Origin of the sequence: Micromonospora sp. NPDC004551 (genome assembly GCF_040609975.1) — a bacterium.
GTDB lineage: Bacteria > Actinomycetota > Actinomycetes > Mycobacteriales > Micromonosporaceae > Micromonospora.
Genome location: NZ_JBEXLM010000003.1, coordinates 105102 through 120041, shown reverse-complemented (window position 1 = coordinate 120041; position 14940 = coordinate 105102). Strand labels below are relative to the sequence as shown.

14 protein-coding genes and 1 pseudogene are annotated in these 14940 nt (G+C 74.9%); 6 read left to right on the top strand and 9 right to left on the bottom strand.

Annotation, left to right across the window (positions count from 1 at the left end; all coding sequences use genetic code 11):
* Positions 1 to 17: 17 nt before the first annotated feature.
* Both ABZW14_RS05975 and ABZW14_RS05970 read right to left on the bottom strand, forming a co-directional pair.
* The gene (locus ABZW14_RS05975; protein WP_355340502.1) at positions 18 to 1112 is read right to left on the bottom strand and encodes a D-alanine--D-alanine ligase family protein; all 1095 of its coding nucleotides are present in this window, start codon (positions 1110 to 1112) and stop codon (positions 18 to 20) included.
* A 262-nt stretch (positions 1113 to 1374) separates the two neighbouring features.
* Positions 1375 to 1593: a hypothetical protein gene (locus ABZW14_RS05970; RefSeq protein ID WP_355340499.1), complete on the bottom strand. Its 219-nt coding sequence runs from the start codon at positions 1591 to 1593 to the stop codon at positions 1375 to 1377.
* A 274-nt stretch (positions 1594 to 1867) separates the two neighbouring features.
* Here ABZW14_RS05970 and ABZW14_RS05965 point away from each other — a divergent pair, with 274 nt between their 5' ends.
* Together ABZW14_RS05965 and ABZW14_RS05960 are read left to right on the top strand one after the other, a co-directional pair.
* Positions 1868 to 2722: a helix-turn-helix transcriptional regulator gene (locus ABZW14_RS05965; protein WP_355340496.1), complete on the top strand. Its 855-nt coding sequence runs from the start codon at positions 1868 to 1870 to the stop codon at positions 2720 to 2722.
* The gene (locus ABZW14_RS05960) at positions 2719 to 2919 is read left to right on the top strand and encodes a DUF397 domain-containing protein (RefSeq protein ID WP_355340494.1); all 201 of its coding nucleotides are present in this window, start codon (positions 2719 to 2721) and stop codon (positions 2917 to 2919) included. Before ABZW14_RS05965 ends, ABZW14_RS05960 begins: the two co-directional genes overlap by 4 nt.
* A 35-nt stretch (positions 2920 to 2954) precedes the next feature.
* Here the strand turns inward: ABZW14_RS05960 and ABZW14_RS05955 are convergent, their stop codons facing one another.
* From ABZW14_RS05955 to ABZW14_RS05935, 5 genes are all read right to left on the bottom strand, one after another.
* Complete coding sequence (locus ABZW14_RS05955) at positions 2955 to 4007, bottom strand: ROK family protein (protein WP_355340491.1); 1053 nt, start codon at positions 4005 to 4007, stop codon at positions 2955 to 2957.
* A 91-nt stretch (positions 4008 to 4098) separates the two neighbouring features.
* Positions 4099 to 4890 (bottom strand): putative protein N(5)-glutamine methyltransferase, encoded by a 792-nt coding sequence (locus tag ABZW14_RS05950; RefSeq protein ID WP_355340488.1) that lies wholly within the window; start codon positions 4888 to 4890, stop codon positions 4099 to 4101.
* A 170-nt stretch (positions 4891 to 5060) separates the two neighbouring features.
* On the bottom strand, positions 5061 to 6173 hold the full coding sequence (locus ABZW14_RS05945) for a cystathionine gamma-lyase (protein WP_355340485.1): 1113 nt from the start codon (positions 6171 to 6173) through the stop codon (positions 5061 to 5063).
* Between the two features lie 7 nt (positions 6174 to 6180).
* On the bottom strand, positions 6181 to 7188 hold the full coding sequence (locus ABZW14_RS05940; RefSeq protein WP_355340482.1) for an NAD(P)H-dependent glycerol-3-phosphate dehydrogenase: 1008 nt from the start codon (positions 7186 to 7188) through the stop codon (positions 6181 to 6183).
* Between the two features lie 55 nt (positions 7189 to 7243).
* A complete protein-coding gene (locus ABZW14_RS05935; protein ID WP_355340479.1) occupies positions 7244 to 7969 on the bottom strand; it encodes a lysophospholipid acyltransferase family protein in 726 nt (241 codons plus the stop codon).
* A 104-nt stretch (positions 7970 to 8073) separates the two neighbouring features.
* Here ABZW14_RS05935 and cofC point away from each other — a divergent pair.
* The 4 genes and pseudogenes from cofC to ABZW14_RS05915 form a co-directional block, all read left to right on the top strand.
* Positions 8074 to 8679: pseudogene (gene cofC / locus ABZW14_RS05930) on the top strand (2-phospho-L-lactate guanylyltransferase); the annotation flags it as partial.
* Between the two features lie 39 nt (positions 8680 to 8718).
* A complete protein-coding gene (locus tag ABZW14_RS05925) occupies positions 8719 to 8916 on the top strand; it encodes a hypothetical protein (RefSeq protein WP_212838810.1) in 198 nt (65 codons plus the stop codon).
* 54 nt (positions 8917 to 8970) lie between these two features.
* Entirely contained in the window at positions 8971 to 11259 is a 2289-nt protein-coding gene (locus ABZW14_RS05920; RefSeq protein ID WP_355340476.1) for an RNA degradosome polyphosphate kinase, read from the top strand.
* A 40-nt stretch (positions 11260 to 11299) separates the two neighbouring features.
* Entirely contained in the window at positions 11300 to 12181 is an 882-nt protein-coding gene (locus ABZW14_RS05915; RefSeq protein WP_355340473.1) for an NUDIX hydrolase, read from the top strand.
* A 6-nt stretch (positions 12182 to 12187) separates the two neighbouring features.
* Here the strand turns inward: ABZW14_RS05915 and ABZW14_RS05910 are convergent, their stop codons facing one another.
* Both ABZW14_RS05910 and ABZW14_RS05905 read right to left on the bottom strand, forming a co-directional pair.
* Positions 12188 to 14119, bottom strand: a complete 1932-nt coding sequence (locus tag ABZW14_RS05910) for an endonuclease/exonuclease/phosphatase family protein (RefSeq protein ID WP_355340470.1) — start codon at positions 14117 to 14119, stop codon at positions 12188 to 12190.
* A gap of 132 nt (positions 14120 to 14251) precedes the next feature.
* Positions 14252 to 14899, bottom strand: a complete 648-nt coding sequence (locus tag ABZW14_RS05905) for an HU family DNA-binding protein (protein WP_355340467.1) — start codon at positions 14897 to 14899, stop codon at positions 14252 to 14254.
* Between the last annotated feature and the right edge of the window lie 41 nt (positions 14900 to 14940).

Below are 14940 nucleotides of genomic sequence, written 5' to 3'. Positions count from 1 at the left end.
GCCGGCCGGCCGCGACGTCAGCGGCCGGCGCGGCGCAGGGCGGTGCGGATGAGCCGGTTGACCAGCTTCGGATACTCCAGCCCGCTGGCCGCCCACATGCGGGGGAACATCGAGGTCGGGGTGAAGCCCGGCATGGTGTTGATCTCGTTGAGGTAGACGTCCAGCTCCGGGGTGACGAAGAAGTCGGCCCGGGCCAGGCCGGAGCAGTCCAGCGCCGTGAACGCGCGGGTCGCGTACTCGCGCACCTGCCGGGTCACGTGATCGGGCAGGTTCGCGGGGATGTCGTACTCGCAGGCGTCGTCGATGTACTTGGCCTCGAAGTCGTACCAGTCGTGGCCGGAGACCACCCGCACCTCGGCCAGCACCGACGCCTCCGGGGCGCCGCCGGCCTCGCCCTCCAGCACGCCGCACTCGATCTCGCGACCGACGATCGCGCCCTCGACGAGCACCTTCGTGTCGATCTCCCGGGCGGTGGCGACCGCCGCGTCGAGCTGCGCCCAGTCGTCGACCTTGGTGATGCCGAACGAGGAACCGGCGCGGGACGGCTTCACGAAGACCGGCAGCCCGAGGCGCTTCTTGTCCTCCTCGGTCAGCGTCATCCCGGCGCGGAGCACCACGTACGGGCCGACCGGGATGCCCTCGGCGGCGCACAGCTTCTTGGTGAACTCCTTGTCCATGGCCGCGGCCGAGGCGAACACGTTCGCCCCGACGTACGGGATGTCGGCCATCTCCAGCATTCCCTGGATCGTGCCGTCCTCGCCGTACGCGCCGTGCAGCACCGGGAAGACCACGTCGACGTCGGCCAGCGCCACCGGGCCCTGGGCCGGGTCGAGCACCATGAGGCCGCCCACGGCCGGGTCGGCCCGCAGCACCAGCTCGGCGCCCGAGCCGGCGGTGATCTCGGGGAGCCTGCGGTCGGTGATGGCGAGCTGGCCGGGGTCGCCGCTGGCCAGCACCCACTGGCCCTGCCGGGTGATGCCGACCGGCACGACCTCGAACTCGTCCGGGTCGAGGGCGGCCAGCACGCTGCCGGCGCTGACGCAGGAGATGCCGTGCTCCGGGCTGCGGCCGCCGAAGACGATCGCCACGCGGGTCTTGCCTGGGGTGGTCACTCCGGTCACCTCTTCGGTCGCGACTGCGGCTGGCCGTGCTCGCCGGGGGCGCTCACCCGCTTGACCTTACTGTGCGTGGCGAGCGTCGGTGGTGGATACCCGGGGAGACGACGCCGCAGGCCGGAACCGGTCAGCGAGCCGTATACGGGGAGTAATCGGATGGGTGGCGATGGTGAGCCCGGGCGGCCGGTGGCGGGACCTGCCACCGGCCACCCGGCTCCCCGCCCCCGTCACCGCGACCCGGGGGCGGGCCCGGTGGAGTTCAGGTGGTCCGCGGCCAGCGTCCAACCGCGATGACCTTGACCCGTTGCCGGCCGGAGCGGACCATGCCCAGCGCCATGAAGGCGCCGGCGATCCGGTCCGCCGCCTCGCGGCTGCTCGCTCCGACCACCTGTCGGCGCCGCTCGGGGCTGGTGCGTTCGTTGCGCCAGATCCCGTCGAGGGGGCGCACGTCGGTGAGGACCACGAGGAACCGCGTCATCCCCGCCCACCCTCTTCCGCCGGGCGGCAGGCCGTCACCGTCATCGCGAATCCTCCCCGTCTGGCGCGCCGGTACGGGCACGCGGCGATCGGGTCGTGGGGGAGTAAAACCCGATCGCCGCGCGCCCCATCCCCTCCGGTCGCTCACCACCACCGTCGCCACGACAACCGGCGGTGAGGACGCCGTCACAGATTGACAGGTGGACACGCGTGAATGCAACTCTCATCGGATTTCTCTCATGCCGACGCTCCCATCGATGTGCGACCATCGATGCATGGCGCCGAAGACCGCCCGGGCCCGACGGCTCGGCATCGCCCTGCGGACCCACCGGGAGGCCGCCGGCCTCACCCTGGAGGCCGCGGCCGACGAGATCAACAGCACCCGCAGCACCCTGTCCCGCTACGAGAACGCGCAGACGCTGGTCAACCCGGCCACCGTGCGGGCGCTGCTCACCCTCTACGGGGTGGGGCCCGACGAGATCGCCGCGGCCGTGCAGCTCGCCAAGGATGCCCGCAAGCCCGGCTGGTGGGTCTCCTACTCGTACCTGCTGGACCGGCGGACCATCGATTTCATCGCCCTGGAGGCGGAGGCGACCGGGATCGCCAACTTCGAGCCGTCCGTGGTGCCGGGCCTGCTCCAGACCGCCGACTACATCCGCGGGGTGATGCGCGGCGGCCCGCACACCCTCAGCGACGAGCAGGTGGAGCAGCGGGTCAAGCTGCGGCTCGACCGCCAGCAACGGCTCACGGGTGACGATCCGCCGATCCTCGACGCCATCATCGATGAGGGCGCACTGCTGCGGCCCGTCGGCGACCGGACGGTGATGGGAGGTCAGCTGCAGCACCTGCTGAAAATGGCCGAGCTGCCCAACATCACCGTGCAGGTGATCCCCCTCTCGGCCGGATACCACCGGGGCACCCGCGGGTCCCTGCACATCCTGGAGTTCGCCGATCCGGAGGACCCGATCATCGCCTCCGTGGAGACGGTCGCCGGGCAGATGGTGCTGGACCGGCCGGGCGACCTGCGCACCTGCACGAAGATCATGGAGCACCTGCGGACCGTGGCGCTGAGCCCGGCGGCCACCCGGGACGAGCTGCTCCGACTGGTGAACGAGAGGTGGAACCCATGAACGGCACGAACAGCCCCCAGCGGCCGGTGACCGGCTGGCGCAAGAGCAGCCACAGCGGCGACGAGGGCGCGTGCGTCGAGATGGCGCCGCTGCCCGACGCGGTGGCGGTCCGCGACTCCAAGGACCCGGCCGGCCCGGTGCTGGTCTTTCCCCCGGCCGCCTGGACCGCCTTCACCGACGCCCCGCCGCACCCCTGACCCGTCGCTGGGCGGCGGCCCGGCCGCGCCGCGGCTCAGCCGGCGACGAGCGGGCCGGCGGCGGCCCCGCCGCGGACCGCCTCCAGCGCCGCGATGGCCACCCCGCGCGCCCCGGCCATGTCCCGGTCGGGCACCAGCGCGAACGTGGCCACCGCGCGCTGCTCGGCACGGAGCACGGTGTGCTCCCGCACGGTGGCCAGGAACCAGTCGCGGAACTCCGGCGCCGCCTCCACCACGCCACCGCCCACGAAGTAGGCGTGCGGGTCGGTGAAGTTGGCCGCGATGGTGAACAGCCGGCCCAGCGCCATGGCCTGCTGGGTGAAGACCTCGCGGGCCAGCGGGTCGCCCCGCTCGCCGTAGCCGCGGACCAGCTTCGCCGCCCGGCCCGGCTCCTCGGCGGCCAGCGGATGCTCCGGGAACCGGCCCAGCCAGTACGGCAGCAGGTTGTGCGCGATGGCGGTGAGCGAGGCGACGCTCTCGACGTCGCCGGCGAAGCCGCAGGCGCACACCGGCACCGCCTGACCCGGCCCGAGCAGCCCGTCGAGCGGGATGTGCACGTGCCCGAACTCGCCGGCCATGCCGGCCGCGCCGCCGACCACCCGGCCGCCCTCGACCACCCCGCCACCGAGCCCGGTGCCGACGATCGCGGCGACCGAGGAGCGGGCCATCGCGTCGGCGCCGAAATGCGTGTGGTGGGCGTAGAGGGCCGCCGCGTTGCCGTCGTTGGCGTAGACCACCGGCAGGCCGAGCCGGTGCTCCAGCGCGCCGCGCACGTCGTAGCCGCGCCAGGCCGGCTGGGAGAAGTTGGTCGACCCGCGCGAGGAGATGACGCCGGTGGCGCTGGCCGGGCCGGGCGTGTCCAGCCCGACCGCGCGGACCAGCTCGCGGGGCACCCCGGTCAGCGCCAGCACGCCGTCGAACGCCCGGGCCAGGGCCTCGATCGCCGCCTCCGGCCCGGCCTGAACCTCGCTCGGGATCTCCACGAGCCCGTCCACCAGGAACCGGCCGTCGGCCGTCAGCACGGTGGCGTTGTTGCTCGTGCCGCCGTTGTCCAGCCCCACCACCACCGGCACACCCGCGCTGCCCACCGCCACCGCCTCCCGCCGAGCCTGACCTGAGGCTAGTTGCCGCCCCGGGGTCCCGCCACGGTCGCGCGGCCCGACCCGGGGGCCGTACGCCTCACCCGGGACGGCGGGCGGTGACGGCGGTGGCCTCCAGGTCGTCGTCGTGCACCACGGACGGGTCCAGGCCGGCGTCGGCCAGGATCCCGCAGAGCGTCGGGGCCTGGCCGGCGCTCACCTCCACGGCGAGGTGCCCGCCGGGAGCCAGCCACTCGGCCGCGCCGGCGGCCACCCGGCGCAGCACGGCCAGCCCGTCCGCCCCGCCGTCCAGCGCCACCGTTGCCTCGTGCAGCCGCGCCTCCGGCGGCAGCATCGCCACCGCGTCGCTCGGCACGTACGGGGCGTTCGCCACCACCAGGTCCAGCCGCCCCCGCCACCGTGCCGGGAGCGGCGCGAACAGGTCACCCTGGTAGACCGGCACGCCCAGCGGGGCCAGGTTGCGCCGGGCGCAGGCCACCGCGGCCGGGTCGACATCGGCGGCGGCCAGCCAGCGGGGCGCCAGCCGGTGGTGGAGCACCAATGCGGCGGCGCCCGAACCGCAGCAGAGGTCGAGCACGGCGGGCGACGGTCCGGCCACCGCCGCGGCGGCGGCGACCAGCAGGGCGGTCCGCCCGCGGGGCACGAACACCCCGGGGTCGACGGCGACCCGCAGGCCGCAGAATTCCGCCCACCCGAGCAGGTGCTCCAGCGGCAGGCCGGCGACGCGGCGGTCGACCAGGTCGGTCAGCGACTCGGCCGAGTCGGCGGCGGCGATCAGCAGGTCCGCCTCGTCCTCGGCGAAGACGCAGCCGGCGGCACGCAGCCGCCGGACGAGGGCGGGACGGTCAGGGGAGAACAGGGTGGATGTCATGGCAGACCTTTCGGGAACGCTCATCGGCGCTCCCGGCGTCGCCTAACCCTGCGGCGACGCGGACTCGGAGGGAGCGCCGGTCCTCTGCTGGTGGATCGGTCTCACCTCCTCCGGTCGGGGCCCGCGCGGGCCGTGCTGCCCGTCACCCTAGCGAAGCGGGCCGGCCGGTGTCAGGCCGCGTCCAGCGCGGCGGTCACGTCGGCGACCAGGTCGGCGGAGTCCTCGATGCCGCAGGAGAGCCGGACGAAGCCGGGCGCGGTGTCGTCCCCCCACTGGGCCCGCCGGTCGGCGGTGGTGTGCAACCCGCCGAACGAGGTGGCGGCGGACACCAGTCGGGACGCGTCGAGGAACCGGGCCACGCGGTCGGCATCACCCAGGTCGAAGGAGAGCACTCCGGGGATCCGTCGCATCTGGACCGACGCCACCGCGTACGCGGGGTCGTCCGGCAGCCCCGGCCAGCGCAGGCCGGTGACGTCGCTCCGGCCGGCGAGCAGCCGGGCCAGCGCCTCGGCGTTGGCGGTCTGCCGGCCCAGCCGCAGGTCCACGGTCGCCAGCGAGCGGTGGGCCAGCCAGCAGTCGAACGGCCCCGGCACCCCGCCCGTCGTCGTCCGCCAGGCGGTCACCGCGTCGAGCAGCTCGGCCGAGCGGGTCGCCACATAGCCGAGCAGCAGGTCGGAGTGACCGGTGAGGGCCTTGGTGCCGGAGGCGACCACCACGTCGGCGCCGAGCTCCAGGGGGCGCTGACCCAGCGGGGTGGCGGTGGTGTTGTCGACCGCCACGAGGGCCCCGGCGCCGTGCGCCGCGACCGCCAGCGCCGGCACGTCGGCCACGTCCAGGCCGGGGTTCGCCGGGGTCTCCAGCAGCACCAGCCGGACGCCCTCGAACGAGGGGTACGGCCCGCCCGTCGGCACGAAGCCGACGCGTACGCCGATGCCCTCCAGGGTGGCGGTGGCGAAGGCGCGCACCGGGAAGTAGCCGTCGGCGGGGAGCAGCACGGTGTCACCGGGGCGCAGCAGGGCCAGCAGCAGCCCGGTGATGGCCGCCTGGCCGCTGGCGAAGACCCGGCAGTCGCCGCCCTCCAGCTCGCCGACGGCCGCCTCCAGCAGCCGACGGGTGGGGTTGTCCGGCCGCCCGTACCCGTTGGGGGTCGCCTCCGGCCCGCGCCACGGGTCCAGGTGGTACGGCGCCGCGAAGACCGGGCCGGGCAGGAAGGGCTGGCCCGGTTCCGGCGCGGGCAGCCCGGCGTGCACGCTGCGCGTCCCGTCGCCCCACTCGTCGCTCATCGGCACCTCACTCGTACGACTCGGGCTTCGCGGTCCGGCTCATGAGGGCGTCCACGGCGAGCCGCGGGTCCATCCCCTCGTGGCAGATCCGCTCGATCTGCTCGGTGATGGGCATCTCCACGCCGTGCGCCCGGGCCAGGTCCCGGATGGCCAGGCAGCTCTTCACACCCTCGGCGGTCTGCCGGGTGGCCGCCTGCGCCTGCTCCAGGGTCTCCCCCCGGCCCAGATGCTCGCCGAAGGTGCGGTTGCGGGCCAGTGGCGACGAGCAGGAGGCGACCAGGTCGCCCATGCCGGCCAGCCCGGCGAAGGTGATCGGGTCGGCGCCGAGCGCCACGCCCAGCCGGGCGGTCTCGGCCAGGCCGCGGGTCATCAGCATGGCCCGGGTGTTGTCACCGAAGCCCATCGCGGTGGCGATGCCGTACGACAGGGCGATCACGTTCTTCACGGCCCCGCCCAGCTCGCAGCCGATCACGTCGTCATTGGTGTACGGCCGGAAGTACGGCGTCCTGATCGACGACTGCACCAGGGCGGTCCGGCGGCTGTCGGTGCCGGCGACCACGGTGGCGGCCGGCTGCTCGGCGGCGATCTCCGGGGCCAGGTTGGGGCCGGAGACGACCACCACCCGGTCGGCCGGCACCCCGGCGGTCTCCATGATCACCTGGCTCATCCGCTTCGTGGTGCCCAGCTCGATCCCCTTCATGAGGGAGACCAGCGTGGCGTCGGCGTCCAGGTACGGGGTCCACCCGGCGAGGTTGCCGCGCAGCGTCTGCGACGGCACGGAGAGCACGACCACCTCGGCCCCGGCGATGGCCTCCTCGGCGTCGCCGGTCGCGGTGACCCGGTCGGGCAGCCGCACGTCCGGCAGGTAGTCCGGATTGTGGCGCCCGGACCGGATCGCCTCGGCCACCGAGGCGCGCCGGGCCAGGATGGTCACGTCCCGGCCGGCGTCGGCGAGGATCTTGGCGAACGCGGTGCCCCACGAGCCGGCGCCCAGCACGGCGACATGCCCACTCACTGCGCCACCTTCGTTCGCGACTGCGGGGCTCGCAACACCGGCTCACTCCTCGCGCTCACTCGGTCACCTCGGGCGTGCGCGTCCGGGCCGGGCGCTCCCACAGCGGCGGTGGTGTGCCACCCCGGATCTCGGCGACCAGATCCCGGATCCGCAGCATGATCGTGTCGGTCATCTCCTCCAGGATCGCCCGGGTCGGCGTGGCGCCCGCCCACCGACTCAGGTCGACCGGCGGCCCGGCGACCACCGTCACCGGCGTACGCGGCCGCAGCCCGATGCGGGCGGTCCGCGGGTCGAACATCTTCTCCGGACCGACCATGGCGACCGGGATCACCGGGGCTCCGGTGGCCAGCGCCAGCCGGGCCGCGCCGGTCTTGCCCTTCATGGGCCACAGGTCCGGCTCGCGGGTGGTGGTCCCCTCCGGGTAGATCACCACCGCGCCGCCGCCGTCCACCGCGGCCACCAGCTTGTCCAGCGACCGGGCCGCCTCGACGCTGCCGCGCTCGACCGGGATCTGCCGGCACCGGTGCAGGATCCAGCCGATCACCGGCACGCGGAACACGCTGGCCTTGCCGAGGAACTGCGGCCAGCGCCCGGCGTCGTGGATGAAGTGCGCGGACACCAGCGGGTCCGCGTGCGAGATGTGGTTGGGCACGATGATGATGCCGCCGGAGCGGGGCAGGTGCTCCATGCCCCGCCAGGTGCGGCGGGTCCAGACGGTCAACACCGGCTTCACCAGCACCACGGCGAACCGTGGCCAGAATCCCAGCCTCCGCGGTGCCACCCTGCCTCCTCGTTCCATGCGCGCACGCCCCGGGACGAAATCATGCCTGCTCGCTCCCGGTCCGGCCAGTGAGGGTACCGCCGCCCGGCTGGCAGGATTGTCACGTGCCTGAGCCGACCTGGACCGTGGTGGTGCCGGTGAAGCGCCTCGGGGTGGCGAAGAGCCGCCTGCGCGGCGCGCTGCCCGGCGTACCCCATGAGGAGCTGGCGCTCGCCCTCGCGGCCGACACGGTCCGCGCGGTGCGGGCCTGCCCGGCGGTGGCCCGGGTGCTCGTGGTGACCGACGACCCGCGGGTGGCGGCGGAGGCGACGGCGGCCGGCGGGGAGGTCGCGCCGGACCCGGCGGCCGGGTTGAACGCCGCCTTCCGGCACGGCGCGGCCGTGGCCGGCCCGCGCGCCGCCGTGGCCGGCCTCACCGCCGACCTGCCCGCGCTGCGCCCGGCCGACCTGGCCGCGGCGCTGCGGGCCGTTCCGGCCGACGGGGTACGCGGATTCGTTGCCGACGCCCCGGGCAGCGGCACCGTGCTGCTCGCCGCGCCGCCCGGGGTGCCCCTGGCGCCCCGCTTCGGGCCCGGCTCGGCGGCGGCGCACGCGGCGAGCGGGGCGCTGCCGCTGCCCGGCGGCTGGCCCACGCTGCGCCGGGACGTGGACACCCCGGCCGATCTGACCGCCGCCGCCCGGCTGGGCGCCGGTCCGCGCACCGCCGCGCTGCTGGCCCGGGCCGGCCGGGACGTCGGGTACGGTGCTGGCATGCAGGGCACGGTGGCCACCTACGACGCGTCGACCCGCAGCGGCGTGCTGCTACTCGACGACGGCACCGAACTGGCGTTCCCGGCCCGCGCGTTCGACGCCTCCGGGCTGCGGCTGCTCCGGCTCGGGCAGCGCGTCCGCATCGAGCGGGACGCCGCCGGCGAGGTCGTCCGGGTGACGTTGCCGACGATGGCGTGACCAACCTGCCCCGAGTTCATTTTCCGTTCACCGTTCTCGGGGAATCATGAGGTGGTGAGCACCCCTCGCGAGCACCCCGAAGCCCCCCGGCACCTCGTCGACCCCGGCGCGCCCCGCAACGGCGCGTCGACCCGCGGCGCCGACGGCCGGTTCCGGCGCGTCCGTCCCCCGGAGGAGAGCGTCAGCCCGGAGCCCGTCGCGGCGGCCTCCGCCGGGCTGGAGGAGTCCCTCGACCCGGTCGAGGGGCCCGGCCCCCAGGTCGAGCCGCCGACGACCCGGCCGCTGCCGGAGGACCGGTTCTTCAACCGGGAACTCTCCTGGCTCGACTTCAACGCCCGCGTGCTGGCGCTGGCCGAGGACGCCCGCACCCCCCTGCTGGAGCGGGCCAAGTTCCTGGCCATCTTCGCCAGCAACCTGGACGAGTTCTACATGGTGCGGGTGGCCGGGCTGAAGCGCCGGCTCTCCGCCGGCCTGCCGGTGCGCGGTGGCGACCGGCTGCCGCTGCGCACCCAGCTGGAACGCATCGCGGAGAAGACCGCCGACCTGGTCTCCCGCCACGCCGCCTGCTTCGTCGACGACGTGCTGCCGAAGCTGGCCGCCGAGGACATCCGGATCCTGCGCTGGAGCGACCTCGACGACGCCGAGCGCGAGCGGCTGCGCACCTGGTTCCGGGAGCACATCTTCCCGGTGCTCACCCCGCTCGCGGTGGACCCGGCGCACCCGTTCCCCTACATCTCCGGCCGGTCGCTGAACCTGGCCGTCTCGGTGCGCGACCCCGACGGCGGCTCGGAACTGTTCGCCCGGGTCAAGGTGCCGAACAACGTCCCCCGGTTCGTCCGGGTCGCCCGCGACGAGCCGGGGGTGCGCTTCCTGCCGGTGGAGGACCTCATCTCGGTGCACCTCGGGCAGCTCTTCTCCGGCATGCAGGTGGTCGAGTGCCACCTGTTCCGGGTGACCCGCAACGCCGAGGTGGAGGTCGACGAGGACCGCGACGAGGACCTGCTCCAGGCCCTGGAACGGGAGCTGGCGCGGCGCCGGTTCGGCCCGCCCGTGCGGCTGGAGGTGGCCGCCTCCATCTCCGACCACATGCTGGAGCTGCTCGTCCGTGAGCTGGACATGGACGGTCAGGACGTGCTCCGGGTCCGCGGCCTGCTCGACCTCTCCGCGCTCTGGCAGGTCTACGGCGAGGCCGACCGCCCCGACCTCAAGGACCCGCCGTTCGTGCCGGCCACCCACCCCCGGCTCGCCGAGGGCGAGGTGCCGCGCAGCGTCTTCGCCACCCTGCGCGACGGGGACGTGCTGGTGCACCACCCGTACCACTCGTTCGCGACCAGCGTGCAGCGCTTCGTCGAGCAGGCCGCCGCCGACCCGAACGTGCTGGCCATCAAGCAGACCCTCTACCGCACCAGCGGCGACTCCCCCATCGTCGACGCGCTGGTCGACGCGGCCGCCGCCGGCAAGCAGGTGGTGGTGCTGGTCGAGCTGAAGGCGCGCTTCGACGAGGTGGCCAACATCGGCTGGGCGCGCACCCTGGAGCGGGCCGGCTGCCACGTGGTCTACGGCCTGGTCGGCCTGAAGACCCACTGCAAGACCGCCCTGGTCGTACGCCAGGAGGGCAACCAGATCCGCCGCTACTGCCACATCGGCACGGGCAACTACCACCCGAAGACCGCCCGGCTCTACGAGGATTTCGGCATGCTCACGGCCGACCCGGAGATCGGCGCCGACCTCACCGACCTGTTCAACGTCCTCACCGGCTACAGCCGGCAGACCGCCTACCGGCGGCTGCTGGTGGCCCCGCAGGGCATCCGCAGCGGGCTCGTGGAGCGGATCGAGCGGGAGATCGAGCACGTCCGGCTCGGCATGCCGGGGCTCGTGCAGTTCAAGGTGAACGCGCTCGTCGACGAGGAGATCACCGACGCGCTCTACCGGGCGTCCATCGCCGGGGTGCATGTGGACCTGCTGATCCGGGGCATGTGCACGCTGCGGCCGGGCGTGCCGGGGCTGTCGGAGAACATCCGGGTCCGCTCGATCCTCGGCCGGTTCCTGGAGCACTCGCGGATCTTCCGGTTCGGCAACAACGGCGACGCGGAGTTCTGGATGGGCTCGGCCGACCTCATGCACCGCAACCTGGACCGCCGGGTCGAGGCGCTGGTGCAGGTGAGCGACCCGGTGGCCCGGGCCGAACTGGACCACGTGCTGACGGCCGCGTTCAGCCCCGAGGTGGACGCCTTCGAGCTGGCCGGCGACGGCACCTGGCAGCGGCGTACCGGCACCGACGACACGCCGCTGACCCACCTCCAGGACCTGCTCCTGCACCGGGTCGGCGGGAGGGCGGGCTGACCGGACCACGGCCCGCTCCGGGCGGGCATACGGTGAGCGGATGACCGACGACGAGCCGGTGCGGATCCGGGCGGCGGGCGGGGTCGTCTGGCGCCCGGCCGGAGCCGGCGTCGAGGTCTGCCTCGTGCACCGCCCCCGGTACGGCGACTGGTCCCTGCCGAAGGGCAAGCTCGACGCCGGGGAACACCCGTTGCGGGCCGCCGTCCGCGAGGTCGCCGAGGAGACCGACGTCCGGGCCGTGCCGCAGGTACGCCTGCCGACCGCCCGCTACCGCAGCGAGGGCCGGCCGAAGGCCGTCGACTACTGGTCGATGCGGGCGGTCGCCCAGGGCGGTTTCCAGCCGGACACCGAGGTCGACGAGGTGGCCTGGTTCCCCGCCGACGAGGCGGCACACCGGGTCAGCTACCCGCACGACGCCGAGGTGATCGCCGCGTTCGCGGCGCTGCCGCCGGTCACCGCCGTGGTGCTGCTGGTCCGGCACGCGCACGCCGGTAAGCGGGGCACCTGGACCGGTCCGGACAACGGCCGGGAACTGGACGCCGAGGGCTGGGCCCAGGCGCAGGCGCTCGCCCCCCTGGTCGCCGTGGTCCGCCCGGCCCGCCTGCTCTCCGCCTCGGCCCGGCGCTGCGTGCAGACCCTCGACCCGGCGGCCGCCCTGCTGGACCTGCCCATCGAGGTCGCCGGCGACCTCGACGAGCCACGGCCCGGCCAGCAGCCGGACGAGTGCGCCCTGGCCGCCGCCGCCCGGCTGGCCGCGCTGGCCGCCGCCGGGGAGCCGGTCGCGGTGTGCAGCCAGGGCAAGGTGATCCCGGGCGCGCTGGAACGGCTGACCGGCCGCGACGACGACTTCACCACCCCGAAGGGCGGCGGCTGGCTGCTGGCCTTCACCGCCGACCGTCTGCTCGCCGCCGACCGGCTGTAACGGGCCTCAGGGCAGGGCGAGCGTCACGGCGACCGGGAGGTGGTCGCTGGCGGTGCCGCGCGGCGCCGCCGCGCCGGACGGGGTGACACCCGGTGTCACGAAGACGTGGTCGATCTGGGTGCGTGGGTCGTCGGCGGGGCTGGTCGGGAGTGGGCGGGCCGCGGCCAGCGCGTCGACCAGCCCGGCCCGGGTGAACTCGGCGAACGCCGCATCGCCCGGCTCGGTGTTCAGGTCGCCGCCGAGCACCAGCGGGCGGCCGGCCGCGTACCGGGTGGCGAAGGCGGCCACCTCGCCGGCCTGGGCCACCGGGCCTTGACCGGGCGGGGGTTGCAGGTGGGTGGCGACCACGGCGAGTTCCCGGCCGCCGAGGTCGAGCGTGACGCCGAGCGCCTGCGCCCCGGTCGGCGCGCCGTGCGCCGCGAGGGGGAGGGTCCGGCCGGCCCGCACCGGGAAGCGGCTGAGCACCGCGTCGCCCCACACCGGGTCGGCGGCGGGCGCGAAGACGTACGGCATCCGCAGCCGCCCCGCCAGCAGGGCGAGGGTGTCGTGGCCGCCGTTGAGCAGCCAGCCGCGGTCCACCTCGCTGAGCAGCACCACGTCCGGCCGGCTGCCGTTCACCGCCCGGGTCAGCGCGTCGAGGTCGAGCCGCCCGTCCAGCCCGAACCCCATCCGGATGTTGTACGCCACCACCCGTACCGCCGCCGGTGGTGTCGCGGGCGGCTCCGGGGCGGGGACCGGGCGGTGGATCCCGCCGCCCACGGCGGTCAGCAGCATCGCCCCGGGAACCGTCCACACCGGTACGGGCGGGCGGAGCGGGGCCGCGACGGACGGCGGGGCAAGGACGGCCGCGACCGCGACGACGAGCGCCGCCAGCACCGGCACCCAGCCGTTCGGGTACCCGAGGTCGTAGGCGGCGTAGTAGGCCACCGCGCCGACGGCGAACCCGAGCATGCCGCCGACGACGGCGAACCCGCGCCGCCGGCCGCCGTGCCCGCCACCCGGGTCCGGCTCCGTGCCCGATCCGCGAGGGGTCAACGATTCCGTGCGATCGGCGACGGTGTCCACGAGGGCGAGGCAGCCACCGAGACCGGCGGCGGTGAGCAGGACGGCCGCCGCCAGCCAGCCGGCCCGGTCGGTGGCGAACAGTCCCGCTCCGACGACCAGCGCGGCCGGCCAGAGCACCCGGGCCACCGGCCGGGGCGGCCGCAGCAGCACCGCCACCAGGAACAGGCCGATCGCCGCCTCGGGCACGGCCGCGAGGCGGGCCGGGGGCAGCGCCAGGCCGGACAGATCCGCCGACCCGTGCCGGTACGAGGCGGCCGCGTCCCACACCGCCGGTGCGAGCGCCGACTGGCCTGCCAGCAGCAGCACCGGACCCACCAGCAGCCAGGCGGCACCTCCCTCTCCCCCGTCCGGCGCGGCGGCCGGCGGCGACGCGGCCGGCTGGGCGGCGAGGAAGGCGCCGACCAGCAGCACGGACAGGACCCAGCCGAGCACGCCGCCCCGCCAGACGAGGTCCTCGGTGCCGAGCAGCGCGTGCCCGACGGCGGCCCCGGTCAGGCCGTACGCCAGTCCGGGCACCGGACGGGCGACCGTCGCGGCGGCCGCGGCGAGCCAGACCAGACCGGCGAGCAGGCCGGCGCAGGCCAGCCAGAGCTGGATCCGGCCGCCGGGCGCGGCGGTCAGGGCGAGCCGGGTGGCGGCCAGCACCCCGGCCGCGACCACGCCCACGGGGCGCGGGCCGACCCGGCGGACCAGGACGGGCGCGGCGAGCGCGAGTACGAACCAGCCGAGGGCGAAGGCGCCGAGGAGTTCGGCGGGCGTCTCGGCGGCCCGGCCGAAGATGGTGATGATCGAGGGCAGCCACACCCGCAGCACGTCGAGCAGGACGACGACGCCCAGGGCGAGCGCGGCGGTGCGGAGGTGACGGTGGCGCACGGGCGCCCCTCTTCTCGTGACCGACGGGGGTTTTCGGCACGAGGATTCTGCGGGCCCGCACGACGGCGGGTCAACGCGTACCCACGAAAAGGGCGCTCACCGCGCACGGTGAGCGCCCTTTCGGCGGTGCGGTCAGCGCCGGCTCGCGGCCTTCTTGGCCGGAGCCTTCTTCGCCGGCGCCTTCTTGGCGGCCGTGCTCTTGGCGGCCGTCGTCTTCTTGGCGGCGGTGGTCTTCTTGGCGGCGGTGGTCTTCTTGGCCGTGGCCGACTTGGCCGCGGTGGTCTTCTTCGCCGCGGTCGTCTTGGTCGCGGCCTTCTTGGCGGGCGCAGCCTTCTTGGTCGCGGCGGTGGTCTTGGTGGCCTTCGCCGCCGTGGTCTTCTTGGCGGCGCCGGTCGCCGTGGTCTTCTTCGCGGCGGTCGCCTTGGCCCCGGTCGCCTTCGCGCCGGTGGTCTTCGCGGCGGCGGCCGTGGTGGTCTTCTTGGCGGCGACCGTGGCCTTCGGCACCTTGCCGCTGGCCACCATCTCCTTGAAGCCCGCGCCCGCCCGGAAGGTCGGCACGGAGGTCTTCTTGACCTTCACCGCCTCGCCGGTCCGCGGGTTGCGCGCTGTTCGGGCTCCCCGGATGCGCTTTTCGAACGCTCCGAAACCGGTGATCGCCACCTTCTCGCCCTTGGTGACCGCCGCCTGAACCTCAGTGAGGACCGCCTCGAGCGCGGCCGTCGCCGTCTTCCGGTCCCCCAGGCGAACGGCGAGCGCCTCGATGAGCTCGGCCTTGTTCACGACTTCCTCCCGATTGTGCAACTGACTCGTCGCGAGCCATT

Excerpts from the sequence above, each read along its gene's own strand:
- ABZW14_RS05970 (WP_355340499.1), bottom strand. The coding sequence starts at position 1,593 with ATGACGCGGTTCCTCGTGGTCCTCACCGACGTGCGCCCCCTCGACGGG.
- ABZW14_RS05965 (WP_355340496.1), top strand. The coding sequence starts at position 1,868 with ATGGCGCCGAAGACCGCCCGGGCCCGACGGCTCGGCATCGCCCTGCGG.
- ABZW14_RS05960 (WP_355340494.1), top strand. The coding sequence starts at position 2,719 with ATGAACGGCACGAACAGCCCCCAGCGGCCGGTGACCGGCTGGCGCAAG.
- ABZW14_RS05950 (WP_355340488.1), bottom strand. The coding sequence starts at position 4,890 with ATGACATCCACCCTGTTCTCCCCTGACCGTCCCGCCCTCGTCCGGCGG.
- ABZW14_RS05945 (WP_355340485.1), bottom strand. The coding sequence starts at position 6,173 with ATGAGCGACGAGTGGGGCGACGGGACGCGCAGCGTGCACGCCGGGCTG.
- ABZW14_RS05925 (WP_212838810.1), top strand. The coding sequence starts at position 8,719 with ATGCAGGGCACGGTGGCCACCTACGACGCGTCGACCCGCAGCGGCGTG.
- ABZW14_RS05915 (WP_355340473.1), top strand. The coding sequence starts at position 11,300 with ATGACCGACGACGAGCCGGTGCGGATCCGGGCGGCGGGCGGGGTCGTC.